Raw genomic sequence first — 23045 nt, 5'->3', positions numbered from 1 at the left:
GCTCCTGGTCAGGACGACAAGAGGGTTGCAGCCATGGTTCTCAGGCCGGTTTTCAGGCGGTCGAGGGGGAAGCCTGCGTCGCGGAGGGATTTGTGGAGGTCGGCGGCTAGGGGGGCCAGGAGGGCGTGGGCTGTGTAGTCGGCGTCGAGGGGGGTGGACTCCAATAGGTGGGAGAGGTGGCGGTGCCAGAGGTGGTACGAGCCGATGCGGTAGCGGGCCCCGTCTGATGCGTTCTCGCTGTCCATGAAGAGTTCGACGTGGCGGTCGAGCAGGTCCAGGTAGGCGTCGAGGAAGGCCACCACCCGGTCGACAGCCGGAGCACCGGGGCCTAGCGGCGGCGGTCCGGTGAGGATCTTCGCCTGGAGCTCCTGCTCGCGCTCGTCCAGCAACGCGACGGCCAGCCCGGCACGATCGCCGAAGCGCCGGAAGACGGTCCCCTTCCCCACCCCCGCCTCGGCCGCGATCGCGTCCAGCGACACGTTCTTCACCCCGTGCTCGGTGAACAACCGGTCGGCCGCCTCCAGCACCCGGAGCCGGTTGCGCCGGGCGTCCGCGCGTTCCGGGCGCGGCTCCCCCACCACCGGGAGACTCCGTTGTGAAGCGGACTGCGGTCCGGTACTGTCGTTCATAAGACGGACTGTAGTCCGCTAGAACCTCAGGAGGAAACACATGAGCAGCACCGCGCGAGTGGCGATCGCCTACCACTCCGGCTATGGACACACCGCGAAGCAGGCCGAAGCAGTCGCGGCCGGCGCGGATTCGGTGCCGAACACCATCACCGATCTGGTCCCCCTCGACGAGCTGACCGACGAGGTGTGGGCCCGCCTCACGGCGGCGGACGCGATCATCTTCGGCGCCCCGACGTACATGGGCAGCCCGAGCTGGGTGTTCAAGAAGTTCGCCGAGGAGAGCGTGAAGATCTGGGCCGCCGACCTGGCCTGGCGGGACAAGATCGCGGCCGGGTTCACCAACTCCAAGGCGATGTCCGGCGACAAGCTGAACAGCCTGGTCGACTTCACCGTGTTCGCCGCGCAGCACGGGATGATCTGGGTCGGCCTGGACATCTACCCCGGCTGGGCGGAGAGCACCGCGAGCATCGAGGACCTGAACCGCCTCGGCAGCTGGCTCGGCGCAATGGCGCAGTCCGACGCGGACCTCTCCGCCGAGAAGGCGCCGCCGGCCACGGACCTGCGGACCGCCGCCGCGCTCGGTGCCCGGGTCGCGGCCGTCACCCACCGGCACCTGCGCGGAGCACTGGCGGCGTAATGGCCTGGCTCGTACTGCTGGCGGCGGCCGCGTTCGAGATCGCGTTCGCACTCAGCCTCAAACCCAGCGAGGGGTTCAGCCGGCTCTGGCCGACGATCGGCGTCCTGGTGTTCGGTGTGATTTCGGTCGTCCTGCTGGCGAAGACGCTCGACCGCCTTCCGGTCGGTACGGCGTACGCGGTCTGGACCGGCCTGGGCTCGGTCGGTGTGGTGACGCTCGGGATCGTCCTGTTCCACGAGCCCATCACCCCGGCCCGCCTGGCCTGCATCGCCCTGATCGTCGCGGGGGTCGTCGGCCTCCGGCTGGTCGGGGCGGATTAGCGCTCCGAACCAGTACTGCGAACTAGTAGGAGAACCGCCGCCGGGTCCGCGCCCTGGACGCCCGGACCGGATGGGTGTCCAGCGGCAGCTCTTCGGCCGGGGCGGCGGTGCCGAGGAGCTCGTGGTACTCCGGCCACGTCGTCACCCGGGTCGGAATGTTGCCAATGGCATCGACCTTGGTGACCGGGTGGCCGCCGTCCTCGACCAGGGACCACACGTCAGAGTCGCTGCGGAGGCCGCGCAGCTCACCGAAGAGCTCGCGGCCGAACCAGCACGGGTAGCTCTCGCCGTCGTCGTACCGGCAGAGGCCGATCGGCGTGCTGGCCTCGGCGACGAGCGACCACACGGCGGCGGACGTGACGCCGGGCTGGTCCCCGAGCATGACGATGATCCCGTCGGTCCGGCGGTCGACCGCGTCCAGCGCCGGCACGATCGAGGAGCTGCTGGTGTCGGCGTGCGGCGACTCGACCACGCGTACGCCGTCCAGGTCGACCCGGTCCTGGACCTGCTCCGACGCGCTGCCCAGCGTCACGACCAGCTGGTCGAAGCCGCACTCGCGCGCGGTCCGCAGCGACGCGCCGAGCAACGTCTCACCGTTGTAGGCCAGCAACTGCCACGGCGCACCGAGGCGCGGGGAGCTGTCGGCGCCGAGAAGCAGCCCGGTCACGAACATCGGAGCATCAGCTCCGAGCTCTGGAGGGCGCGATGAAGGCAGACATGCCCTGGGCTCTTTCCGCTTTTCCCCGAGCGAACGACAGCCGAGCCCTGATGGTTTCCCGGCACGGGTGTACGTGTCAACGGTCGTCCGGAAAGTGGGCGGAATCGCCCGGAGAATGGTCAGTAACCAGCTGACAACTGTCAGTGCAACCGTCAGTGCAACACGGAAGCAAACGTTTCAAGAGCGGAATAGCCCGCATTTCCGGTCACGATGGTGGTGACTCCGGAACCCACCAGGACCAACGCGTTCTCGCCCTTGCGGTCGAGCAGGACCTTGCGTTGCCAGGTCACCGCACCGACCGTCGACGTACCGTCGTCGTCGGTCCGGCCGAGTTTGTCGGCGAGGAATTTGCCGCCGGTCACATTGGACTGTTCGAGACCGACGTATTTCTTCTGGTCGGTGACCACTCCGAGGTGCCACGTCATCGGCTCCTGCTCCGGCGCGCGGAATTCCACGCTGGTCGCGGTCCAGCCGGACGGCATCGGCTCCGGCCCGCGCACCCACGCGGCGGCCGCCCGGGCGTCCTGCAGCTGGGCGGTGTACTCGACCGGCTTGACCGTCTCCTGCTTCGGCCGCCAGGTGACGACGATCAGGAACGCGACCACGACCAGGCAGACCAGCATCGCGAAGACCAGGTTCCACACGGTCTGCGACTTGGCCTTGTCGCGCCGGTACGCCTGCCGGTACTCGTTGGCCTCGGCCAGCGCCTGCGCCTTCGCCCGCGCCTTCTCTCGCGCCTTGTCCTGCGCGCCGGCCTCCTGGGAACTCATGCACCCAGTGTCTCGCGGCCCCCAATCCGCCCGAACAGGGGCCACGACTACGATCCGTTGGCATGAGCGAGCCGACGACCCCACCTGCCCATCTGGAGGTCGACGCGCATGCGCCTGACCGGAACCTGGCCCTCGAACTGGTCCGGGTCACCGAGGCCGCGGCGATGGCGGCGGGCCGCTGGGTCGGGCGCGGCGACAAGAACGGCGCCGACGGCGCGGCCGTGAACGCGATGCGCACGCTGATCGGCACCGTCGGGATGAACGGCGTGGTCGTGATCGGCGAGGGCGAGAAGGACAACGCCCCGATGCTCTACAACGGCGAGCAGGTCGGCGCCGGCGACGGCCCGGAGTGCGACGTCGCGGTCGACCCGGTCGACGGTACGACGCTGGTCGCGAAGGGTATGAACAACGGCATCGCGGTGATGGCCGTGTCCGCGCGCGGCTCGATGTACGACCCGTCCGCGGTGTTCTACATGGAGAAGCTCGTGGTCGGTCCGGAAGCCGCCGGGGTGGTCGACATCCGCCTCCCGGTCGCGGAGAACATCCGCCGGGTGGCCAAGGCGAAGGGCTCGACGGTCGACGACGTCACCGTCGTCCTGCTCGACCGGCCGCGGCACGACGACCTGGCGACGCAGATCCGGGCCACCGGCGCGCGGATCAAGTTCATCACCGACGGTGACGTCGCCGGCGCGGTTGAGGCGGCCCGGCCGGACACCGGCCTGGACATGCTGCTCGGCATCGGCGGTACTCCGGAGGGCATCATCGCCGCCTGCGCGATGAAGTGCCTGGGCGGGAAGATCCAGGGCAAGCTCTGGCCGCGCGACGACGCGGAGCGGCAGAAGGCGCTCGATGCCGGTCACGACCTCGACCGCGTCCTCGACACCGACGACCTGGTCAGCGGCGACGACTGCTTCTTCGTCGCCACCGGCATCACCGACGGCGAGCTGCTGCGCGGGGTCCGTTACGGCCGGTCCACCGCGCGGACGCACTCGCTGGTGATGCGGTCCCGCAGCGGCACGATCCGCAGCATCGAGAGCGTCCACCAGCTGTCCAAGCTGCGCGCGTACTCCTCCATCGACTTCGAGCACGCGCGATGAGCACACCCGTCCTCGTCGTCGGCGAGGCTCTCGTGGACATCGTCGGTCCGGCGGCCCGCACCACCCGCAACGGCAACGGGAAGACCAACGCGACCCCGGGCGGCTCCCCCGCCAACGTGGCGGTCGGGCTGGCGCGGCTCGGCGTACCGACCGAGCTGGTGACGCGCTTCGGCACGGACCCGTACGGCGATCAGCTCGGCGCGCACCTCTTCGGGAACGGGGTCCAGCTCGCGCCCGGGTCGGTGGACCCGAACTTCCGGACCAGTACGGCGACGGCGACGCTCGACGCGGCCGGCGTGGCGAAGTACCAGTTCGACATCACCTGGGACCCGCCCGCGCTGTCGTGGTCGCGGGGTTGCCCGGCGATCCACACCGGCTCGATCGCGACTGTGCTGGAGCCTGGTGCGGCAGCGATCCGGGACTTCCTGACGTCGGTCGCCCACCAGCCGGTGACCGTGACGCTCGACCCGAACGCGCGGCCGACCATCACCCCGGACCCGGTCTCGACGTGGTCCGCCGTACGGGCGTTGGCGGCGATGAGCGATCTGGTGAAGCTCAGCGACGAGGACTGCGAGTTCCTGCGCCCCGGCCTGTCGCCGGAGGAGATCGCGACGGAGCTGCTGACCGCGGACCGGACGCAGTGTGTGGTGATCACCCGAGGCGGTGACGGTGCACTTGGCGTGAGCCGGGACGGACAGGTCGACGTACCGGCACCGAAGATCGAGGTGGTCGACACGGTCGGGGCAGGTGACTCGTTCATGTCTGCGCTGATCGCTGGGCTGCATGCTCGGGAGCTGCTCGGCGAGAAGCGGTTGGCCGGGCTGACGACCGAGGACCTGCGGGAGGTCGTCGACTACGCGGTGAAGGCCGCAGCGATCACCTGTACCCGACATGGCGCCGACCCGCCGACGGTGGCCGAGCACACCGCGCAGTGGGGTGCGTGACGGGTGTCGGCCGAGACATGGAGCTCTGAGCTGGAGTCGAAGGGCAGTGTGGTGTTCCCACCGCGCCGCGGCCGGCTCGGGGTGCGGCTGGTCGGCTTTGGACTGCTCACGGTGGTGTCAGCGCTGACCAACATCCAGCACCTGCAGGAGGGGGACGTCTCCGGCGCTCTCGGCGTACTGCGGTTGACCGCGCTCGCTGCGTTCGTCTACGGGACCGGTCTGACCGTTTGGCAGCTCGCTACTGGCCGTCCGACGCTGACCGTCGATTCGGACGGCATCACGCGCGGCCGACGCCTCCCGTGGGGCGCGATCAGCCACATCGAGGCGCCGGTCGGGCTGCCGCTGGCCCGGTCGGTGCGGGTGCAGCCGACGGATCGCCGTACCCGGCCGTTGACGATCACCCCGGACAACGTCGGGGACCTCGACGAGCTGACGCCGTGGCTGCAGACGCTGCTGGAGCAGCACCGGGCCTAGGTCGTGTCTGGTAGTTCCGCGCCGTAGCGAGCATGTGCTCGGTGCGGTAGCTCGGCGTGCTGGGGCGAAGGGTTCGATGCGGAGCATCGTGCCCTTTGCACCAGTGCGCCGAGGTGCCGTGCCGAGTGCAGCGCAGTAGGCGGGGAATTACCAGACACGGCCTAGGTCAGTGCGCTGCGGACCGCCGCGAGCTGGTCGCGGGAGCGGGCGGCGGCTTCGTCGGGGTCCTTGGCCCGGATCGCCTCCGCGATCGCTTCGTGCGCGGCCTGGTCGAAGCGGTGCCGGTGCTGGTCGTCGAGCTTGAGCATGTCGAGCATCGCGCGCCGGATCCGCGGCACGAACGTGTCGAAGAGCTCGGTCAGGACGGCGTTGTGCGCGGCGGTCACGATCGCGCGGTGGAAGGCCAGGTCGGCCTCGACGTACCAGTCGTCGGGTGACTTCTCCGAGGCCCGCTGGCGGTCCGCGAGCGTGTAGCGGAAGTTCTTCAGGTCGGCCGGCGTACGGCGGAGCGCGGCCAGCCGGGCCGCCTCGGTCTCGATCGCGACCCTGCCCTCCAGGACGTCGCTGATGTCGGCCTTGCGGAGCACGGTGTCCCAGTCCTCGGCCGCCTGGAGCGCGATCACGAACACGCCCGCGCCTTGACGGCTCTCGAGCACCCGCCGGCCGGCCAGTTCACGGATCGCCTCGCGGATCGTAGACCGGCCGACGCTCAGCTGCGCCGCGAGCGTGGTCTCACCGGGGAGCTTGGCGCCGAGCGTCCACTCGCCGTCGCCGATCCGGCGCAGCAGCTCCTCGGCAGCCTGCTCGGCGAGGGGGTGGCGGCGAATCATGCGGGTTAGTCTAGAGGTTATCAGCTTGTCAGCTTGTCTGAGGAGTTGATACAACGGCGGCATGACCTGGAACCGTCAGCAAGCCTCCCCGATGCCCAGCCACCGCTACCGCTCCGCGTTCGAGCGGGTGCCGGTGCTTCCGATCGAGCGCGAGTGGCCGGACCGGCAGCTCACCGCGGCGCCACTGTGGGTGCCGGTGGATCTGCGGGACGGGAACCAGGCGCTGGCCGAGCCGATGGACCCTGCGCGGAAGCGGACGTTCTTCGAGCTGATGATTGCCATCGGCTACAAGGAGATCGAGGTCGGGTACCCGTCCGCGTCGCAGACCGACTTCGACTTCGTCCGGCTGCTGGCGACGTCCGACCTGGTACCTGAGGACGTGACGATCGTGGTGTTCACGCCGGCCCGGCGGGACCTGATCGAGCGGACGGTGGAGTCCGTGGCCGGGATGCGCGGGGACGTGGTGATCCACATGTACGCCGCGACCGCGCCGGTGTGGCGGGACGTCGTACTGCGTCGTACCAGGGACGAGCTGGCGGCGATGATCTACGCCGGGTCCGAGGACATCCTGCGGCTGGCCGGGGACTCGGTGCGGTTCCAGTTCTCGCCCGAGGTGTACAACCTGACCGAGCCGGACTACGTGCTGGAGCTGGCCGACCACCTGACCAAGCAGTGGGACGCGACGCCGGAGCGGCCGGTGATCATGAACCTGCCGGCCACGGTCGAGGTCGCGACGCCGAATGTGTACGCCGACCAGATCGAGTACATGCACAAGCACCTGCCGCGGCGTGACGGCGTCATCCTGTCGGTGCACCCGCACAACGACCGCGGGACCGGGATCGCGTGCGCGGAGCTCGCCGTACTCGCTGGGGCGCAGCGGGTCGAGGGGTGCGTGTTCGGGAACGGCGAGCGGACCGGGAATGTGGACATCGCCACACTGGCGCTGAACCTGCACGCGCAGGGCGTGGACCCGATGATCGACTTCTCCGACATCGACGGGATCCGGTCGGTGGTCGAGCACTGCACGCGGATGCCGATCCATCCACGGCACCCGTACGTCGGGGAGCTCGTGTACACCGCGTTCTCGGGGACGCACCAGGACGCGATCCGGAAGGGGTTCGCCGCACAGGGGCTGGGGTTGTGGGAGGTGCCGTACCTGCCGATCGATCCGGCGGATGTGGGGCGCGGGTACGAGGCGGTGGTCCGGGTCAACAGCCAGTCGGGCAAGGGTGGGATCGCGCACGTGCTGGAGTCGGTGTACGGCGTCCAGCTGTCGGTCGATGAGCAGGTTGTCTTCGCGCGGCATGTACAACGCCACACGGACGCAACCGGCCGGGAAGCAAGCGCGCCGGAACTGAAGGCGCTCTACGAGGAGGTCTACGGGCCCTCGAACTGAAGGACGTCGACCGGCGACGGCGAGCGCTGGGCACTGGCTGCTCTCCGTTGCCGCCCGTGGCGTCAGGTCAGGCCGAGGCGTTTGGTGAGGCGGGGGCCTCGTTTGATTTTTATTTCGCCGAGGATGGCGGTGCCGCGGATGTGGAAGCGGATGGGGGCGGTGGTGGGGGTGTTGGGGTCGGGGACGGACTTGAGGGCCGCCTCCTGTTCGGAGATGGAGCCGAGGATCGGGTTGCTGTCGAGGAGGACGATCGCGTTCGACGGGACGCGGAGCTTGACGTCGGCGAGGATCGACTTCACGTCGAGGTGGATCTCGGCGAACGGGATCTGGGCCTCGGTGTAGTCGAGGGTGACGTCGCCCAGGACCGCGTTGATCTCCTGGCGCTGCGGGACGACCCACTGGCCCATCCGCTTGGTCTCGGACATGAACACGTTGATCACCGGCCCGGACTCCACCATCGCGCCGCTGTACTGCGGGCTGACAGCCGGCACGCTCTGCACCCCAGGCGCGCGCGGGCCGTTCGGCAGGTCGGTGGTCAGTTCGACGAGTTCGCCGTACGTCTTGGAGGAGTACAGCGTCTCCAGCCGCTCCTCGAGCTCACCGTACGACAACCGCCCCTCGCCCGCGGCCTCGCGCAGTACGTCGGCGACCTCTTCCCGCTCGAGATCCGACACCCGCCGCCGCAACGCCAACTCGTCACCACTCGCCGCCACCGCATCCTGCGGCCGCCTGTCCTGAGGAACCCCATCCTGAGCCACCCCAAAACCATACGCGCGCACCAGCCCGCCCGCAGACCCGTTTCCACCCCGATTGACCCCTGATCCCTACCCTGATCGAGGTCTCATACTGTTCCCCATGAACTGGGACGGAATACCGAAGCCGCGCCTCGTCGCCGGCGTCTACCTCCTCGCCTTCGTAGCTCTGGTGGCGGGCGTCGTACTCCTCCTGGTCACTCAGCTCGGCGGGGACGTCGGCAGTCTGGTCCGGGTCGCAGCGCTCGTCTTCTTCATCGCCGGCGTGGCGGGGATCTCGCTGCTGGCCTTCTGGCTCGGAGCACGGCTCCCGAAGCCGGCGAACCGGTTCTGGGGGAAGCGGAGCGGGTGGCAGTGGGTCCACCACCGGCTGTCCCTCGGACTGGAGGTCCGCTCCGCCTGGCAGGTGTTGGTGAAGTCACCCGGGGTGCCGGAGCGGGGACCGCGGGCGGGAAACTAGGCTTGGGTGGTTCGAGACCACTTGTTCTGGAGGTATGCCGGTGTCTGCCGACTTCAACTACTCCGATCTGTTGCCGCTCGGGGCGGACGACACGGAGTACCGGCTGCTGACGACCGAGGGCGTCAGTACGTTCACGGCCGGTGGGAGGTCGTTCCTGCAGGTGGAGCCTGCGGTGCTGCAGATGCTGACCGCGGAGGCGATGCACGACATCTCGCACTACCTGCGGACCGCGCACCTCGCGCAGCTGCGGCGGATCATCGACGACCCGGAGGCCTCCGGGAACGACCGGTTCGTCGCGCTCGACCTGCTGAAGAACGCGAACATCTCGGCCGGTGGCGTACTGCCGATGTGCCAGGACACCGGCACCGCGATCGTGATGGGCAAGAAGTCCGAGGGCGTCCTCACCGGCGCGGTCGACGAGGAGTGGATCAGCCGCGGCGTGTACGACGCGTACACCAAGCTCAACCTGCGCTACTCCCAGATGGCCCCGCTGACCATGTGGGACGAGAAGAACACCGGCTCCAACCTCCCCGCGCAGATCGAGCTGTACTCCACGCCGGTCAGCGGCGACCCGGCGTACAAGTTCCTGTTCATGGCCAAGGGCGGCGGCTCGGCGAACAAGTCGTTCCTGTACCAGGAGACCAAGGCCGTGCTGAACCCGGCGCGGATGATGGAGTTCCTGGACGAGAAGATCCGCTCGCTGGGTACGGCGGCCTGCCCCCCGTACCACCTCGCGGTCGTGGTCGGCGGGACGTCGGCGGAGTACGCGCTGAAGACCGCGAAGTACGCCTCCGCGCACTACCTGGACACGCTGCCGACGAGCGGATCGCCGCTCGGGCACGGGTTCCGGGACGTGGAGCTGGAGGAGGAGGTCTTCAAGCTCACCCAGGAGTTCGGGATCGGGGCGCAGTTCGGCGGGAAGTACTTCTGCCACGACGTCCGCGTCATCCGCCTGCCGCGGCACGGCGCGTCCTGCCCGGTCGCGATCGCGGTGTCGTGCTCGGCCGACCGGCAGGCGCTGGCGAAGATCACGCCGGAGGGCGTGTTCCTGGAGCAGCTCGAGCGGGAGCCGGCGCGGTTCCTGCCCGAGACGACGGATGAGCACCTGGACGACGCGGACGTCGTACGGATCGACCTGAACCGGCCGATGCGCGAGATCCGCGAGGAGCTGTCGAAGCTGCCGGTGAAGACGCGGCTGTCGCTGACCGGTCCGCTGGTGGTGGCGCGCGACATCGCCCACGCGAAGATCAAGGAACGGCTGGACGCGGGCGAGCCGATGCCTGCTTATCTTCGCGATCACGCGGTGTACTACGCGGGCCCGGCGAAGACGCCCGAGGGGTACGCGTCGGGGTCCTTCGGACCGACGACAGCGGGCCGGATGGACGCGTACGTCGACCAGTTCCAGGCGGCCGGCGGCTCCTTCGTCATGCTTGCCAAGGGCAACCGCTCGGCCAAGGTGACGGCGGCGTGCAAGCAGCACGGCGGCTTCTACCTGGGCTCGATCGGCGGACCGGCGGCGCGACTGGCACAGGACTGCATCAAGTCGGTCGACGTGATCGAGTACGCCGAGCTCGGCATGGAAGCCATCTGGAAGATCGAGGTCGAGGACTTCCCCGCCTTCATCGTCGTCGACGACAAGGGCAACGACTTCTTCACCGACACCCGCAAGCCCGTCCCCCTCACGGTCCGCCCTCGCAGTTGAATTCTTGACGTGCCCGGGTGATCGCCGGACCCTCGGAAGAGGGGGTGATCGGTATGGCTCGGCGGATGATGTCGGTCGGGAACCGGATCGGCGTGTGGATGTACCGGGTGTCGGACGGGCGTCTCGGCAGTGGGAGCAAGGACGTGCTGGTCCTCGTGCTGACCACGCCCGGGCGGCGGACCGGCGTGCCGCGGTCGACGTGCGTGCGGTACCTCGAGAGTCCGGACGGGCTGCTGGTGTGGGGAACCGGGTCGGGGTCACGGCAGGACCCGGACTGGTTCCGCAACCTGCGGGCGGCGGGCATCTCGGACGTGCAGATCGGGGCGGACCACCAGCAGATGCGCGCGCGTGAGCTGACCGGCGCCGAACGCAGCACCGTCTGGACGGACGTCATCCTTCGCACAGACCCCGGCATCGGCCGGTACGCGACAAAGGCCCGGCGAACGATCCCGGTCGCCGTACTGCAGCCGGTCGCCTGACCTCAGCCGGCCTTGGCCTCCGCGGTGGGGTCCGGAAGTTTGAGGAGGAGCGAGCGAGCGGCGGTGACGATTTCGGCTTCGTTGTGGCCGAACGCTTGGAGGTACGAGCGCAGGGCCGAACGCAGCAGCTGGAGCTCCTCGGTTTCTAGCTCAACGGTGTACATACCTTCACGGTAAGACCGAACCAGCCGGTAAGACCCACCCGTGACCTACCTGTTGCCCAGCCCACCGAGGATCGCGGCCACCGCATCCTCGGGCGTGCCGTCGTTGGAAACGGTGAAGTCTTCGACGGCGTGATGGCTCTCCGCGTCGTCCAGCGCGGCCTGGACGTTCCACATAGGCCCACGCTGAGTGGAGTCAGTGCGAGCCACGACGAGTTCCGGTTGAGTGACGAGACGTACGACGGTCACCTCGCAGCCGGGTAGTGCCTCCGTGTAGGCGGTCCGGTGGGCGGCTGTGGTGACCGGACCGCTGACGACGAAGAACTGGGCGCCCGCGGCTGCGTAGACCTGCCAGACTGCGGCGAGGTTCAGCGCTCTCAAGGTGTCGTGGAACGACAGCACCGAACCACTCACAGGACGCGGGCCGAACTGCGCCACAGCGTCCAGGTCCAGAACAGCGGTCGGGTGACCGGCGGTGGTGAGGTGTTTGGCGAGGGCTTGGGCGATCGTGGTCTTGCCTACGCCACCGCCGCCGGTGAGCAGGATTGCTTGGGGGGTCAACTGTGGAGTTCTTCGGCGATGAGGTCTGGTTGGTGGGTAGTGGGGGCCATCGGGAGGTGCCAGTGGTGGGGTGGCGTCCAGAACTGCCAGTCGTCGGAGAAGGGGGCCGTCCACGCCTCGATGTCGCGGATGGCAGCGTGGGCGTCGGCGATGATCTGGTCTGCCTCGGCGGAGGTGAAGCGGCCGGCGGTGACGGCGCCTTCCAGTTCGTCCTCGTCCTTCCACTCGATCGTGCGGTCGGGGTGGATCCAGAGGTCGAGGACCCGGTCGACGGTGCTGGTACGGCGGCCCTCGACGTCCCGCACGTGCGGGCGCTCGAGGTTCACGTACCACCCGTGGAAGTCGCCGTCCTCGCCCCAGAAGTACCAGACCGACCACGGCTTGCCCGGCGGCAGCACCTTCAGGATCCCGGTCCCGCGCCAGATGTCGAGCTTCAGCACCCGCTCCTCGGTGAACATCCCCACCGGGCCCGCATGCCGCGTCTCCCGCCCGTCCGTCAGCACCGGCTTGATCAACGGCGTACCCGGCGCGAGCCAGGCGACCAACCCGTCCGCGTCGTCCCGCACCACGGTCATCGGCCGCACGTTCGGCTTGTCCGCGTGCCGCCCGGTGCCCTCATAGACCCATTCGATGATCGTGCCCGGCTCCCAGTACTGCGTCACGACGAGCCCGGCCGCGTCATCGACAGCACGTCCAGCGCCGCATCCAGTTGCTCCTCGGTCAGGTCCCCCTTCTCGACGTGACCGTTCTCCAGCACGACCTCGCGGATGGTTTTTCCTTGTTTCAAGGCGCTCTTCGCCACCGCGGCCGCGTTCTCGTACCCGATGTACCGGTTCAGCGGCGTCACGATCGACGGCGACGACTCCGCCAGCTCACGCGCGTGCTGGACGTTCGCGGTGATCCCGTCGACGCAGCGGTCCGCGAGCAGCCGCGAACTGCTGGCCAGCAGGCTGATCGACTCGAGCAGGTTGCGCGCGATCACCGGAAGCATCACGTTCAGCTCGAAGTTGCCCCCGGCACCGGCCACCGTGATCGCGGTGTCGTTGCCGATCACCTGCGCCGCGACCATCAGCGTCGCCTCACAGATCACCGGGTTCACCTTGCCCGGCATGATGCTCGACCCCGGCTGCAGGTCCGGCAGCGCGATCTCGCCCAGCCCGGCCCGCGGCCCGGAACCCATCCAGCGCAGGTCGTTGCAGATCTTCGTCAGGCTGACCGCGATCGTCTTCAGCTGACCGGACAGCTCGACCAGCCCGTCCCGCGCACCCTGCGCCTCGAAGTGATCCTCGGCCTCGGTCAGCTCGAGCCCGGTCCGCCGGTTCAGCTCGGTGATCACCGCGGCCGCGAACCCAGGCGGCGTGTTGATCCCCGTGCCCACGGCCGTCCCGCCCAGCGGCAGCTCGGACACCCGGGGCAGCGCGGCCCGAACACGATCCGCACCTCGGCGGATCTGCTGCGCATACCCGTTGAACTCCTGGCCGAGCGTCACCGGTGTCGCGTCCATCAGGTGCGTCCGCCCTGACTTCACCACGTCCGCGAACTCAGATCCCTTACGAGACAGCGAATCCGCGAGGTGCTCGAGCGCGGGCAGCAGGTCCTGCACGACCCCGGCCGTGGCCGCGACGTGGATCGCGGACGGGAAGGTGTCGTTGCTCGACTGCGAGGCGTTGACGTGGTCGTTCGGGTGCACATCGGCGCCGAGCGCCCGGGTGGCAAGCGTGGCGAGCACCTCGTTCGCGTTCATGTTCGTCGAGGTGCCCGAACCGGTCTGGAACACGTCGATCGGGAACTCCCCGTCGTGCTCCCCCGCGACGACCTCCTCGGCCGCCGCGACGATGGCCGCCGACCGCTCCGCGTCCAGCACGCCGAGCGACGCGTTCACCACGGCCGCTGAGGCCTTGATCTGCGCCAGCGCGTGCACGAGCTCCGGGGCCAGCGGCCGGCCGGAGATCGGGAAGTTCTCCACCGCACGTTGTGTCTGAGCCCGCCACAACGCGTCCCGAGGCACCTTCACCTCGCCCATCGTGTCGTGCTCGATCCTGTACTCCACGTTGTCACCCATACCTGCAGAGTACGTCGATCGCGCGCGCCGCCGACGCCCGATCGTCAAACTGTGGAAAACGATCCTTGGTACACGTAGTACGTCTCCGCCCGCTCCTGCAGGGCGACCGGGACCGGCGTCACCGCGCACGCGCCGAAGACGTCCGCGACCGCGGATTCGAGGGCCGGGGAGGGTGACGAGGACCACACCGTCAGCGCTCCGCCGGGCCGGAGCTTCGCCCGGCAGACCTGGAAGAACGACGACGTGTAGACGGCCGAGTTCTCGTTGTACACCAGGAAGTCCGGACCGTTGTCCACGTCCAGCAGGATCGCGTCCAGCGAAGCATCGGCGGCGTCGGCAACCACGGTACGCGCATCGCCGACCACCACCCTCACGCGCCGATCGCCCAGGACCGAAGGGATCAGGCCGGTGCGCATCCAGCTGACCAGGTCGGGTTCGATCTCGGCTACCAGGATCTCGCCGACGCGCGGATCGGCCAGCAAGGCACGGACCGTGTAGCCGAGGCCAAGACCGCCTACCAGCACACGGTCCGGACTGGCCAAGCGAGCCAAGGCAGCCGACGCCAGCAGCTCCTCGCTGGAAGTCTCCTGGTCGTCCATCACGAACACACCGTTCACCCGCAGCTCCAGAGCGCCGTCGTCACGACGTCGCAGGACCAGCTCCCCGCGCTCACTATCTGCCCGCGCCAACTCGGCCATTCAGACCCACTCGGCGTCGTGGGCCAGCAGGGCGAGCTGAACGCGGTTGGTGAGCTGCAGCTTGGCCAGCGAGTTGGTCAGGTGAGTCTTCACAGTGGCGACTCCCAGCCGCAGGTCTGCAGCGACCTCTGCGTTGCTCTTGCCCTGTGCAACTGCCAGTACGACGTCCCGCTCCCGCTCTGTCAGCTGGCCCAGCGCCGCGAGTGCCGTCGTACGCCGTCCGTCCTGGTCCGCGGCGCCGACGTGATCCATCAACTGCCGGGTGGATTGCGGCGACAACACCGACTCCCCTGCTGCGGCCTTCAGAACCGCAGCGACGATCTCCGGAGGCGCAGCGTCCTTCAGCAGGTAGCCGGATGCACCGGCGCGCAGCGCCCGCAGCAGGTACTCGTCCGACCCGAACGTCGTCAGCATGACCACCTCAGGTGCACCAGGCCGCCGCCGGATCGCCTCGGTGGCAGTGACACCGTCCATGGTCGGCATCCCGATGTCCATCAGTACGACGTCAGGCCGCAGGTCCCGTACTGCGTCGACAGCCTGCCGCCCATCGCCCGCAGTACCGACCAACTCCAGCTCAGTAGCACCCCCGAGCATGCTGGTCAGCCCAGCCCGGACCAGTGGATCGTCGTCGACGAGCAGCAGCCGGACCGGATCACTCACGCCGGTCATCGTAGGACACCCAGGGCAGCCAGGCAGCCAGCCGGAACTCCCCGTCAGCCGTTGGACCGTGCTCCAGCCGCCCACCGGCCAGCGAGGCCCGTTCAGCCAACCCGATCAGCCCTACGCGCGACCCAGGGCCTGCTGCGCCACGCTCCAACCGGTTCGCAACCTCTATGGACAGGCCGGCCCCGGGACCGCCGCTAACACTGACCCGGACCGGTTCGTTCGGTGCATGTTTGCGCGCGTTCGTCAGTCCCTCCTGGATCATCCGGTACGCGTGCCGCCCGACGGAGTCCGGTACGGCGTCCAGCTCGACTCCAACCGCGAGGTCGATCACCATGCCTGCGGCCCGCGACTCGGCCACCACCTCGTCCAGCGCGTCGATCCCCCGGCCCGGGACGTCTCCAGGAGAGCGCAGCACGCCGACGATCTCGCGCAGGTCGTCCACACAGTCGCGCGCGCTCGACCGGATCACCCCAGCAGTACGCGACAGCTCGTCCAATGGCATGTCCGGCCGGAACTCCAGTGCTCCCGCATGCATGCTCAGCAAGGACAGCCTGTGCCCGAGCGCGTCGTGCATGTCTCGAGCGATGCGCTCCCGCTCGCGTCGCTGCCCTTGCTCGACCCGCAACTGCTGCTCTGCCTCGGCTCTGACCGCTCGCTCGGTCAACGAGGCCAACAGCTGCCGCCTCGTCCGTACGACGATCCCCCACGCCACCAGCACGGCACAGGCCAGCGCAGTGAGGACCACCGCGATCCAGTACCCGTCGTGTCCGTCAGCCACGGGGTACAGCCAGAACTGGAGCGTGCAGGAAGCCATTGCCAGCACGCCGAGCGAGAGGCTGACCGCCGGCCGACGGTGGACGGCAACGGTGAACAACGCCAGACCGGCTGACGCACCGAGCGACGGGACCGTGGTCGAGCCGACGATCATCACCACCAGCAGGCCGACCGGCCAGCGCCGTCGGAGCAGCAGGGAAAGCGCACCGGCAATGCACAGGCTCAGGTCGAGCCAGTAGGGAAGCTGACCGAATCGCGGTGGCAGCTTCGCGTCGCCAACGGTCAGCAGCCCGGCCAGCAGGCCGATCAGCACGCAGGCGATGTCCACAACCCGGTCCCGTGGGGTCAGCCGCCCGTACCCTGGCGCGGCCCGCGACCCTGGCGCGATCAGCGCGGCGAGGATGCCCGTCTCCTCCTTGCTCTGCACGTCAATGACGGTAGCGGCTCCGCGGCCCGTCCGGCGTACGGCGAGACTTTCGGTGGAGGCCGAACTCCACCGATCGGTGCTACCCGTGTACGGCGGGCTGATCCGTCCGAGCACGCTCGACGACCACGCTGGCACCATGATCCTTGCCGAAAGCACCTACCGCGGCACGACCGCCGCCGAGTTGTCGGACCGGTCCCGCTGGGACTCGTTCAAGGCCGCGATCGACCAGCGGGCGATCTTCCCGCGGTCCGGCACCATCCGGCTGCACCCGAACCGGCTGGAGCTGACCGGCAGGGACCCCGGCCACGACGTGACCATTCACCCGGGGGAGCTGGCATCGGTGAGCAACGAGTTCACGGACCTGTACGGCCGCTTCCTCGGCGGTGGTTCCAAGACCCTCGGCGCACCCCTGGTACTCGAGCTGCACAGCGGCACTCTCCTCTACCTGCTCGTGAACCACCGCTGGTTCACCGAACGCACCGACAACGCCCAGTGGTCCGGTCGCCTCACCCAGTGGCTCACAACCCACCGGGAGGCGAACTGATGACCGGTCTGTCCCGACGGGGCTTCGTAGCCGGTGCGCTGGCCACCGTCGCAGCAGGTTCGGTACCGGCGGGCCGAGCGGCCGCCCGCATACCGGTAGAGGCACGGCAGCGGATCGACGGGCTGATTGCCAAGATGTCGTTGGGTGACAAGATCGCGCAGCTGAACGTGCCGGTGGTGTTCCCTGGCGAGCCCGGCAGCAGTATGGGTGCGACGCCTGCCGACCAGGACCACTACGTCCGTGGTGGGTGGACACACAACGGGCTGACGCTCGGTCCGGGTGGCGGCTTCTTCGGCCTGGTGAACGAGTCGTTGTTCGGCAGCATCCCGCTCGAGCACCCCAAGACTCCACGTCAGCAAGCCGAACGCCACAACGAGCTACAGCGCATCGCCATGCAGCACGGCATCCCGGTCCTGCAGCTCAGCGAAGGCACGCACGGCTCAGTAGGACCAGGCGCAACCATCTTCCCGGAGGGCCTCGGTCTGGGAGCCATGTGGTCACCGGACCTGGCAGCCGCGGTGTACGCCGCCGTCGGCGCCGAGGCCCGCGCCGTCGGCATCCACGCGATCAGCACGATCCCCGCCGAGCTCAACCGCGACCCGCGGTACGGCCGATCCATCTGGTCCTTCAGCGAGGACCCGCACCTGGTGGCCCGGTACGTCGAGGCACTGGTCCCGGCGGCGCAGGCCGACCTCCGCACGGGCCCGGTCGTCTCCCTCGTCACCTTTCCAGCCGAGTCTCCGAACGTCGGCGGCCTCGAGGGCTCGTCGATCGAGATCGGCGAACGCGAGCTCCGGCTGGTCCACCTGCCCCCGTGGCGGGCCGGGTTCGCGGCCGGCGCGCTGATGACCGAGGCGAGCGAGCAGGTCATCGACGGCGTCTCCGTGCACGGCTCACCGAAGTACCTCACCGAACTGCTGATCGACGAGCTCGGTTTCGAGGGAGTGGTGATCGGGATCGGCTTCGACGGCATGCTGGAGAACCGGGTGGCCGCGACGCCGGCCCGGGCTGGTGCACTGGCCCTGCGGGCCGGCCTGGACATCTCCCTCAACGGGCACAGCGCCTATCTCGACGGGCTGGCCGAGGCGATTCGGACCGGCGCCGTCCCCGAATCCCTGCTCGATCGAGCGGTCCGGCGCGTGCTGACGCTCAAGCACCGCCTCGGCCTCTTCGACCAGCCGTACGCCGATCCCGACCGCGCCGAGGCGCTCGTCAACCAGCCCGCACATCGCCAGGTGGCCCTGCAGGCGGCCCGCGACTCGATGGTCCTGCTCCGCAACGAGCAGAACCTGCTGCCGCTGGGCCCAGACGTGAAGAGGCTGGCGGTCATCGGCCAGAACGCCGACGACGCCAGGAACCTGCTCGGTGAGTACTCGGCCTGGCCGGCGTTGCACGACGTACCCACGATCCTGGAGCGGCTCAAGACGACCGGGCGGCGGGTCACCTTCGCCCAAGGCTGCAGAACCACCGGCACAGACCGCTCCGGCATACCCGCCGCGGTGGCCGCCGCGCGGGAGGCCGACGTGGCGATCGTTGTGCTCGGTGAGGAGACGCAGGGCGGTTACCTGAACCCAGGTCGTACCAACGGTGAGCTGGCCGACATTGCCAGCCTGGACCTCACCGGCGTCCAGCAGGAGCTGCTGGAAGCAGTCCACGCGACCGGCACGCCGGTAGTGCTCGTGCTGATCAACGGACGTCCACTGTCCATCCGCTGGGCGGCTGAGAACGTACCCGCGATCCTGGAGGCCTGGCTACCCGGCGAGCAGGGTGCACAGGCCGTCGTGGACGTCCTGACCGGAGTCACCGACCCCGCGGGCCGGCTGCCGATCACAGTCCCCCGCAGCGTCGGCCAGTTGCCGATGTACTACAACGTCAAGGGCTCCCGAGCCGCAGCGAGTGAGTACGTCGACCTGCCGTCCACGCCGCTGTATCCGTTCGGCTACGGCCTCAGCTACACTATGTTTGCCGTGAGCAACGTTCGTCTCAGCCACGACCGGATCGGCCGGACCGGATCGACCGAGGTCCGGGCCGAGATCCGCAACACCGGCCGGCGAACCGGTACGGCGATCCTGCAGCTGTACGTCGCCGACGACGAGACGAGTGTCGCGGTACCGGCCCTGCAACTGCGCGGCTTCGCCAAGGTGAGTCTCGCGCCGGAGAGCGTGGCATCGGTCGTCATTCCGCTCCGTGCGACGGACCTGGCGCTGGTCGACGCCAACCTGCGCACGGTGGTCGAGCCGGGTAGCTTCACCCTCCACGTCGGCACGTCCGCGGCTTCCTTACCGCACACCCTGCACCTGAAGGTGGTCTGATCATGAAGCGCTTCGCAAAGATCCTGCTGCGCCTCGTGGCGCTGGCCTTGGTCCTCGTGCTGGCATTCGTGGCCTGCAGCAAGGTGTGGGGCTGGCAGGACGACCGGAAGGCGAAGATGACGACCCAGGGGCCCTACACGGCCGACCTGGAGTCGCTGAACAAGCATCCGCTGCCACCGTGGTTCAAGGACGCCAAGTTCGGGATCATGATCCACTGGGGGCTCTACTCGGTCCCGGGGTTCGCGCCGAAGGGCACGACCTTCAACAAGCTGCTCGAGACGCAGTACGGGCATGCGATGACGCACAACCCGTACGCCGAGGACTACGCGAACGCGATGAAGGACCCCGAGTCGCCGACCGGGCAGTACCACCGCGAGCACTACGGCGACGCGCCGTACAGCGACTTCACCAAGCAGTTCGACGCCGGTCTGGCGAAGTGGGACCCGAACAAGTGGGCGGCACAGTTCAAGGCAGCGGGAGCGGCGTACATCGTGGTGACCGCGAAGTATGCCGACGGGTACTCGATGTGGCCCACGCAGGTCCGTAACCCGCACGCACCGGACTTCCACGCCCATCGGGACCTCCTGGGCGAGCTGGCGGCCGCAGTACGCAAGCAGGGGCTCAAGTTCGGCGTCTACTACTCCGGTGGGGTCGACTGGACGTTCCAGAAGAAGACTGTGAAGACGCTGGGCGATTACGCGTTCCTGCACTACGGCGAGGACTACCGGCAGTACGCCCTGGCACAGGTGCGCGAGCTGATCACCCGCTACAAGCCGGACATCCTGTGGAACGACATCTCCTGGCCGACCGGCTCCAAGCGGCTCTACGCGCTCATGGCGGACTACTACAACACCGTGCCCGAGGGGGTCGTCGACGACCGGTGGGGCACCGCGTCGTTCGGCCGGCAGGTGATGGGTCCGAAGCCGATGCGCTGGGCCTTCGACACCGTCATGCGCCCTCTCTTCAAGCTGCCGGGCGTCGCAGAGCAGATCAGCACGCCGAAGGAGGTGCCACACAGTGACTTCAGGACCCCGGAGTACGTCGCCTTCGACACGCCACAGGAGAAGTTCTGGCAGCAGGACCGCGGCATCGGCGGCTCGTTCGGCTACAACCGCGAGGAGACGGAGGCGGACTACGCCAAGTCGTCCGACCTGATCGACACCCTCACCAAGGCGTCGGCGAACAACGGCGCGCTCCTGCTCAACGTCGGACCCAGCGGCGGCGAGGGGGTCATCGTCCCGGAGCAGCTGAGCCGGCTGAACGACATCGGCGCCTGGCTGCGGAGCAGGTGACTCAGTACCAGCCCCTGGCCTGTGAGTGGGCCCAGGCGCCACAGGGGGAGCCGTAGGTGGACTCGATGTAGTCGAGGCCCCACTTGATCTGGGTGACCGGGTTGGTGCGCCAGTCCTTGCCGTACGCCGCCATCCGGTTGCCGGGGAGCGCCTGCGGGATGCCGTACGCCGTCGAGCTCGGGTTGTCGGCGTGGACGTTCCAGCGGGACTCGCGGTTCCACAGCTTCTCGAGGCAGCTGAACTGGCTCGCGCTCCAGCCGTGGTCGGGGAGGAGGTTCATCGCGACCTCCTTGGGCGTGCCCTCGTACTTCTTCCGCTCGGCGTCCCGGCTGGCCCGCTCCTCGGCGGCCGAGCGGTCCGCCTGCTTGAGCGCCTCGTAGCGCTTGGTGACCGCGTTCTTCGCCTTCATCTTGGCGGTGAAGGCGTCCTGGGAGGCCTTCCGCTGCTGCTCGATGGCCTCGATCTGGTTGCGCAGCCGGACGGTGTCCTGGGCCGCGGCGGCGTCGTCGACCGCGGGAGCGGTTGGCTTGTCGTCCTGCGCACGCACCTTGCCGCTGTTCACGACTGCCATCTCAGCGCGGCCGGACACCTGCTCGGAGGCATTGCTGCTGCCGGGCGAGCTGAAGAGGTCGACACCGGTGACAACGGAGACCACGGCGATCCCAGTGACTGAGAGAGCCGCGAAGGAGCGCTTCGCTTTCATCTGTCCTTCCGAGAAACCCGACCCCCGTCGGCTGCAACGAGAACATACTCTGACGTAAACCGTCGGTGATCACAAGCAGGTCACAAACCAACGGTGCGGTCGCCAGCGTGGCGACCGCACCGTGGACCGAAGTCTTACTCTCGCTTTACACGAGAGTTATGACCCAATTACGCAGTGACTCCTTACAACTGCAGGTCATCGAGCATCTCGGTGACGAGCGCGGCGATCGGCGAGCGCTCGGACCGGGTCAGCGTGACGTGCGCGAACAGCGGATGACCCTTGAGCTGCTCGACGACGGCGACCACGCCGTCGTGCCGGCCGACCCGCAGGTTGTCCCGCTGGGCCACGTCGTGGGTCAGGACGACCCGCGAGTTCGCGCCGACCCGCGACAGCACCGTCAGGAGCACGTTGCGCTCCAGCGACTGAGCCTCGTCCACGATCACGAACGCGTCGTGCAGCGACCGGCCGCGGATGTGGGTCAGCGGCAGCACCTCGAGCATGCCGCGGTCCATCACCTCGTCGATCACGTCCCCGCTGGTCAGCGCGCCGAGCGTGTCGTAGACGGCCTGCGCCCACGGCTGCATCTTCTCGGACTCGCTGCCCGGCAGGTACCCGAGCTCCTGACCGCCGACCGCGAACAGCGGCCGGAAGACGACCACCTTCTTGTGCTGGCGGCGCTCCATCACCGACTCCAGGCCGGCACAGAGCGCGAGCGCGGACTTACCGGTACCGGCGCGGCCGCCGAGCGAGATGATCCCGACGTCGGGGTCCAGCAGCAGGTCGAGCGCGACCCGCTGCTCGGCCGACCGGCCGCGGATCCCGAACGCCTCCCGGTCACCCCGAACCAGCCGGATCCGCTTGTCCGGCATCACCCGGCCGAGCGCGCTGCCCCGGTCGGACAGCAGCACCAGCCCGGTGTGGGTCGGGAACTCGCCGGCCTGCGGCAGCTCGAGCACCCCGTTCTCGTACAGGTCGTCGACCGCATGGGTCTCCACCTCGAGCTCGGCCATCCCGGTCCAGCCGGACTCCAGCGTGAGCTCGGCGCGGTACTCCTCGGCCATCAGGCCGCAGGCCGACGCCTTGACCCGCATCGGCAGGTCCTTGGAGACCAGCGTGACGTCCTTGCCCTCGGCCATGAAGTTGCAGGCCACGGCCAGGATCCGACTGTCGTTGTCGCCGAGCCGGAAACCGGCCGGCAGGGTCTCGGGATCGGTGTGGTTCAGCTCGACCCGGAGAGTTCCACCCTTCTCCCCCACTGGCAGGGGCGCGTCCAGTCGTCCGTGCAGGATCCGGAGCTCGTCGAGCAGTCGCAGCGCGGTGCGGGCGAAGTAGCCGAGCTCGGGGTGATGCCGTTTGGCCTCCAATTCGGTGACGACGACCACCGGAACGACCACCTCGTGCTCGTCGAACCGCAGCATCGCGTGCGGGTCGGAGAGGAGCACCGAGGTGTCCAGCACGAAGGTGCGCTGGTCCGGTGTGGATGAGGTACTTGACGCCTTGGCGTGGATGGCCATGTCGCACGTCCTCTTCTGGCCGTGACGTACACCCTCGCCCCGGCCCGCCAGTGATTAGGTGATGGACCGGGCGATGCCCTCGGGGTCCGGTGTAGACCCCGTCCGTGCCGCCGCGCGAGCGGC

Annotated in this window: 26 protein-coding genes; 12 read left to right on the top strand and 14 right to left on the bottom strand. The window is 68.7% G+C overall.

Going from position 1 to position 23045, the window contains the following annotated elements; all coding sequences use genetic code 11:
* Positions 1-8 precede the first annotated feature (8 nt).
* A complete protein-coding gene (locus AB0E69_RS22055) occupies positions 9-629 on the bottom strand; it encodes a helix-turn-helix domain-containing protein (protein WP_360148853.1) in 621 nt (206 codons plus the stop codon).
* A 40-nt stretch (positions 630-669) separates the two neighbouring features.
* Between AB0E69_RS22055 and AB0E69_RS22050 the strand changes: the two genes are divergently transcribed.
* Positions 670-1266, top strand: a complete 597-nt coding sequence (locus tag AB0E69_RS22050; RefSeq protein WP_360148850.1) for a flavodoxin family protein — start codon at positions 670-672, stop codon at positions 1264-1266.
* Positions 1266-1586 carry a multidrug efflux SMR transporter gene (locus tag AB0E69_RS22045; protein WP_360148847.1) on the top strand — a complete coding sequence of 107 codons (321 nt, stop codon included), beginning with the start codon at positions 1266-1268 and terminating at the stop codon, positions 1584-1586. Before AB0E69_RS22050 ends, AB0E69_RS22045 begins: the two co-directional genes overlap by 1 nt.
* Before the next feature lie 22 nt (positions 1587-1608).
* On the opposite strand, the gene AB0E69_RS22040 is transcribed toward AB0E69_RS22045, so the two are convergent.
* Positions 1609-2259 carry an NTP transferase domain-containing protein gene (locus AB0E69_RS22040; protein WP_360148844.1) on the bottom strand — a complete coding sequence of 217 codons (651 nt, stop codon included), beginning with the start codon at positions 2257-2259 and terminating at the stop codon, positions 1609-1611.
* 197 nt (positions 2260-2456) lie between these two features.
* The gene (locus AB0E69_RS22035; RefSeq protein WP_360148841.1) at positions 2457-3074 is read right to left on the bottom strand and encodes a DUF4245 domain-containing protein; all 618 of its coding nucleotides are present in this window, start codon (positions 3072-3074) and stop codon (positions 2457-2459) included.
* 62 nt (positions 3075-3136) lie between these two features.
* On the opposite strand from AB0E69_RS22035, the gene glpX reads away from it, so the two are divergent.
* From glpX to AB0E69_RS22020, 3 genes are read left to right on the top strand one after another with little or no spacing between them, the layout of a single operon-like run.
* Positions 3137-4171 carry a class II fructose-bisphosphatase gene (gene glpX, locus AB0E69_RS22030; RefSeq protein ID WP_360148838.1) on the top strand — a complete coding sequence of 345 codons (1035 nt, stop codon included), beginning with the start codon at positions 3137-3139 and terminating at the stop codon, positions 4169-4171.
* On the top strand, positions 4168-5115 hold the full coding sequence (locus AB0E69_RS22025; protein ID WP_360148835.1) for a carbohydrate kinase: 948 nt from the start codon (positions 4168-4170) through the stop codon (positions 5113-5115). The genes glpX and AB0E69_RS22025 overlap by 4 nt, the downstream gene beginning before the upstream one ends.
* A 3-nt stretch (positions 5116-5118) precedes the next feature.
* Positions 5119-5589, top strand: coding sequence for a hypothetical protein (locus AB0E69_RS22020; protein ID WP_360148832.1), 471 nt, complete (start codon positions 5119-5121; stop codon positions 5587-5589).
* A gap of 161 nt (positions 5590-5750) precedes the next feature.
* On the opposite strand, the gene AB0E69_RS22015 is transcribed toward AB0E69_RS22020, so the two are convergent.
* Entirely contained in the window at positions 5751-6419 is a 669-nt protein-coding gene (locus tag AB0E69_RS22015) for an FCD domain-containing protein (RefSeq protein ID WP_360148829.1), read from the bottom strand.
* Between the two features lie 61 nt (positions 6420-6480).
* Between AB0E69_RS22015 and AB0E69_RS22010 the strand changes: the two genes are divergently transcribed.
* Positions 6481-7815 carry a 2-isopropylmalate synthase gene (locus AB0E69_RS22010; protein WP_360148826.1) on the top strand — a complete coding sequence of 445 codons (1335 nt, stop codon included), beginning with the start codon at positions 6481-6483 and terminating at the stop codon, positions 7813-7815.
* A 62-nt stretch (positions 7816-7877) separates the two neighbouring features.
* Here AB0E69_RS22010 and AB0E69_RS22005 read toward each other — a convergent pair whose 3' ends face one another.
* Positions 7878-8573, bottom strand: coding sequence for a DUF1707 domain-containing protein (locus tag AB0E69_RS22005; protein ID WP_360148823.1), 696 nt, complete (start codon positions 8571-8573; stop codon positions 7878-7880).
* Positions 8574-8670: 97 nt separating this feature from the next.
* Here AB0E69_RS22005 and AB0E69_RS22000 point away from each other — a divergent pair, with 97 nt between their 5' ends.
* Genes AB0E69_RS22000 through AB0E69_RS21990 form a run of 3 tightly spaced genes read left to right on the top strand, consistent with a single transcriptional unit; the run spans position 8671 to position 11208 of the window.
* Positions 8671-9027, top strand: a complete 357-nt coding sequence (locus AB0E69_RS22000; RefSeq protein WP_360148820.1) for a hypothetical protein — start codon at positions 8671-8673, stop codon at positions 9025-9027.
* Positions 9028-9061: 34 nt separating this feature from the next.
* Complete coding sequence (locus AB0E69_RS21995) at positions 9062-10729, top strand: fumarate hydratase (RefSeq protein WP_360148817.1); 1668 nt, start codon at positions 9062-9064, stop codon at positions 10727-10729.
* Positions 10730-10782: 53 nt separating this feature from the next.
* Positions 10783-11208 (top strand): nitroreductase/quinone reductase family protein, encoded by a 426-nt coding sequence (locus AB0E69_RS21990; RefSeq protein WP_360148814.1) that lies wholly within the window; start codon positions 10783-10785, stop codon positions 11206-11208.
* 2 nt (positions 11209-11210) lie between these two features.
* Here the strand turns inward: AB0E69_RS21990 and AB0E69_RS21985 are convergent, their stop codons facing one another.
* The 7 genes from AB0E69_RS21985 to AB0E69_RS21955 are packed head-to-tail and all read right to left on the bottom strand — an operon-like array spanning position 11211 to position 16557.
* On the bottom strand, positions 11211-11372 hold the full coding sequence (locus tag AB0E69_RS21985; RefSeq protein ID WP_360148811.1) for a hypothetical protein: 162 nt from the start codon (positions 11370-11372) through the stop codon (positions 11211-11213).
* 45 nt (positions 11373-11417) lie between these two features.
* Complete coding sequence (locus AB0E69_RS21980; protein ID WP_360148808.1) at positions 11418-11930, bottom strand: AAA family ATPase; 513 nt, start codon at positions 11928-11930, stop codon at positions 11418-11420.
* Positions 11927-12592 (bottom strand): DUF402 domain-containing protein, encoded by a 666-nt coding sequence (locus AB0E69_RS21975; protein ID WP_360148805.1) that lies wholly within the window; start codon positions 12590-12592, stop codon positions 11927-11929. The genes AB0E69_RS21980 and AB0E69_RS21975 overlap by 4 nt, the downstream gene beginning before the upstream one ends.
* On the bottom strand, positions 12589-13992 hold the full coding sequence (locus AB0E69_RS21970) for a class II fumarate hydratase (RefSeq protein ID WP_360148802.1): 1404 nt from the start codon (positions 13990-13992) through the stop codon (positions 12589-12591). The genes AB0E69_RS21975 and AB0E69_RS21970 overlap by 4 nt, the downstream gene beginning before the upstream one ends.
* Positions 13993-14036: 44 nt before the next feature.
* The gene (locus AB0E69_RS21965; protein ID WP_360148799.1) at positions 14037-14690 is read right to left on the bottom strand and encodes a hypothetical protein; all 654 of its coding nucleotides are present in this window, start codon (positions 14688-14690) and stop codon (positions 14037-14039) included.
* Positions 14691-15359 carry a response regulator transcription factor gene (locus AB0E69_RS21960; protein ID WP_360148796.1) on the bottom strand — a complete coding sequence of 223 codons (669 nt, stop codon included), beginning with the start codon at positions 15357-15359 and terminating at the stop codon, positions 14691-14693. It abuts the gene before it with no gap.
* Positions 15343-16557: a histidine kinase gene (locus tag AB0E69_RS21955; protein ID WP_360148793.1), complete on the bottom strand. Its 1215-nt coding sequence runs from the start codon at positions 16555-16557 to the stop codon at positions 15343-15345. Before AB0E69_RS21955 ends, AB0E69_RS21960 begins: the two co-directional genes overlap by 17 nt.
* Positions 16558-16693: 136 nt before the next feature.
* Here AB0E69_RS21955 and AB0E69_RS21950 point away from each other — a divergent pair, with 136 nt between their 5' ends.
* Genes AB0E69_RS21950 through AB0E69_RS21940 form a run of 3 tightly spaced genes read left to right on the top strand, consistent with a single transcriptional unit; the run spans position 16694 to position 20705 of the window.
* A complete protein-coding gene (locus tag AB0E69_RS21950) occupies positions 16694-17101 on the top strand; it encodes a hypothetical protein (protein ID WP_360148790.1) in 408 nt (135 codons plus the stop codon).
* Positions 17101-19413, top strand: coding sequence for a glycoside hydrolase family 3 C-terminal domain-containing protein (locus AB0E69_RS21945; protein ID WP_360148787.1), 2313 nt, complete (start codon positions 17101-17103; stop codon positions 19411-19413). Before AB0E69_RS21950 ends, AB0E69_RS21945 begins: the two co-directional genes overlap by 1 nt.
* A 2-nt stretch (positions 19414-19415) precedes the next feature.
* Positions 19416-20705 carry an alpha-L-fucosidase gene (locus tag AB0E69_RS21940; RefSeq protein WP_360148784.1) on the top strand — a complete coding sequence of 430 codons (1290 nt, stop codon included), beginning with the start codon at positions 19416-19418 and terminating at the stop codon, positions 20703-20705.
* A 1-nt stretch (position 20706) separates the two neighbouring features.
* On the opposite strand, the gene AB0E69_RS21935 is transcribed toward AB0E69_RS21940, so the two are convergent.
* Complete coding sequence (locus AB0E69_RS21935; protein ID WP_360148781.1) at positions 20707-21408, bottom strand: hypothetical protein; 702 nt, start codon at positions 21406-21408, stop codon at positions 20707-20709.
* A 182-nt stretch (positions 21409-21590) separates the two neighbouring features.
* Positions 21591-22922 carry a PhoH family protein gene (locus AB0E69_RS21930; protein ID WP_360148779.1) on the bottom strand — a complete coding sequence of 444 codons (1332 nt, stop codon included), beginning with the start codon at positions 22920-22922 and terminating at the stop codon, positions 21591-21593.
* Positions 22923-23045 lie beyond the last annotated feature (123 nt).

The organism is Kribbella sp. NPDC026611 (genome assembly GCF_040638345.1).
In the GTDB taxonomy this organism is placed as follows: Bacteria; Actinomycetota; Actinomycetes; order Propionibacteriales; family Kribbellaceae; genus Kribbella.
The sequence above is the reverse complement of the archived record's forward strand: the minus strand, read 5'-3'. Positions and strand labels throughout refer to the sequence as shown.

Excerpts from the sequence above, each read along its gene's own strand:
- AB0E69_RS22050 (WP_360148850.1), top strand. The coding sequence starts at position 670 with ATGAGCAGCACCGCGCGAGTGGCGATCGCCTACCACTCCGGCTATGGA.
- AB0E69_RS21940 (WP_360148784.1), top strand. The coding sequence starts at position 19,416 with ATGAAGCGCTTCGCAAAGATCCTGCTGCGCCTCGTGGCGCTGGCCTTG.
- AB0E69_RS21950 (WP_360148790.1), top strand. The coding sequence starts at position 16,694 with ATGATCCTTGCCGAAAGCACCTACCGCGGCACGACCGCCGCCGAGTTG.
- AB0E69_RS21970 (WP_360148802.1), bottom strand. The coding sequence starts at position 13,992 with ATGGGTGACAACGTGGAGTACAGGATCGAGCACGACACGATGGGCGAG.
- AB0E69_RS21995 (WP_360148817.1), top strand. The coding sequence starts at position 9,062 with ATGCCGGTGTCTGCCGACTTCAACTACTCCGATCTGTTGCCGCTCGGG.
- AB0E69_RS22015 (WP_360148829.1), bottom strand. The coding sequence starts at position 6,419 with ATGATTCGCCGCCACCCCCTCGCCGAGCAGGCTGCCGAGGAGCTGCTG.
- AB0E69_RS22010 (WP_360148826.1), top strand. The coding sequence starts at position 6,481 with ATGACCTGGAACCGTCAGCAAGCCTCCCCGATGCCCAGCCACCGCTAC.
- AB0E69_RS21960 (WP_360148796.1), bottom strand. The coding sequence starts at position 15,359 with ATGACCGGCGTGAGTGATCCGGTCCGGCTGCTGCTCGTCGACGACGAT.
- AB0E69_RS22035 (WP_360148841.1), bottom strand. The coding sequence starts at position 3,074 with ATGAGTTCCCAGGAGGCCGGCGCGCAGGACAAGGCGCGAGAGAAGGCG.
- AB0E69_RS21990 (WP_360148814.1), top strand. The coding sequence starts at position 10,783 with ATGGCTCGGCGGATGATGTCGGTCGGGAACCGGATCGGCGTGTGGATG.
- AB0E69_RS22025 (WP_360148835.1), top strand. The coding sequence starts at position 4,168 with ATGAGCACACCCGTCCTCGTCGTCGGCGAGGCTCTCGTGGACATCGTC.
- AB0E69_RS21985 (WP_360148811.1), bottom strand. The coding sequence starts at position 11,372 with ATGTACACCGTTGAGCTAGAAACCGAGGAGCTCCAGCTGCTGCGTTCG.
- AB0E69_RS22055 (WP_360148853.1), bottom strand. The coding sequence starts at position 629 with ATGAACGACAGTACCGGACCGCAGTCCGCTTCACAACGGAGTCTCCCG.
- AB0E69_RS21965 (WP_360148799.1), bottom strand. The coding sequence starts at position 14,690 with ATGGCCGAGTTGGCGCGGGCAGATAGTGAGCGCGGGGAGCTGGTCCTG.
- AB0E69_RS21945 (WP_360148787.1), top strand. The coding sequence starts at position 17,101 with ATGACCGGTCTGTCCCGACGGGGCTTCGTAGCCGGTGCGCTGGCCACC.
- AB0E69_RS21935 (WP_360148781.1), bottom strand. The coding sequence starts at position 21,408 with ATGAAAGCGAAGCGCTCCTTCGCGGCTCTCTCAGTCACTGGGATCGCC.
- AB0E69_RS22045 (WP_360148847.1), top strand. The coding sequence starts at position 1,266 with ATGGCCTGGCTCGTACTGCTGGCGGCGGCCGCGTTCGAGATCGCGTTC.
- glpX (WP_360148838.1), top strand. The coding sequence starts at position 3,137 with ATGAGCGAGCCGACGACCCCACCTGCCCATCTGGAGGTCGACGCGCAT.
- AB0E69_RS22040 (WP_360148844.1), bottom strand. The coding sequence starts at position 2,259 with ATGTTCGTGACCGGGCTGCTTCTCGGCGCCGACAGCTCCCCGCGCCTC.
- AB0E69_RS21930 (WP_360148779.1), bottom strand. The coding sequence starts at position 22,922 with ATGGCCATCCACGCCAAGGCGTCAAGTACCTCATCCACACCGGACCAG.
- AB0E69_RS22000 (WP_360148820.1), top strand. The coding sequence starts at position 8,671 with ATGAACTGGGACGGAATACCGAAGCCGCGCCTCGTCGCCGGCGTCTAC.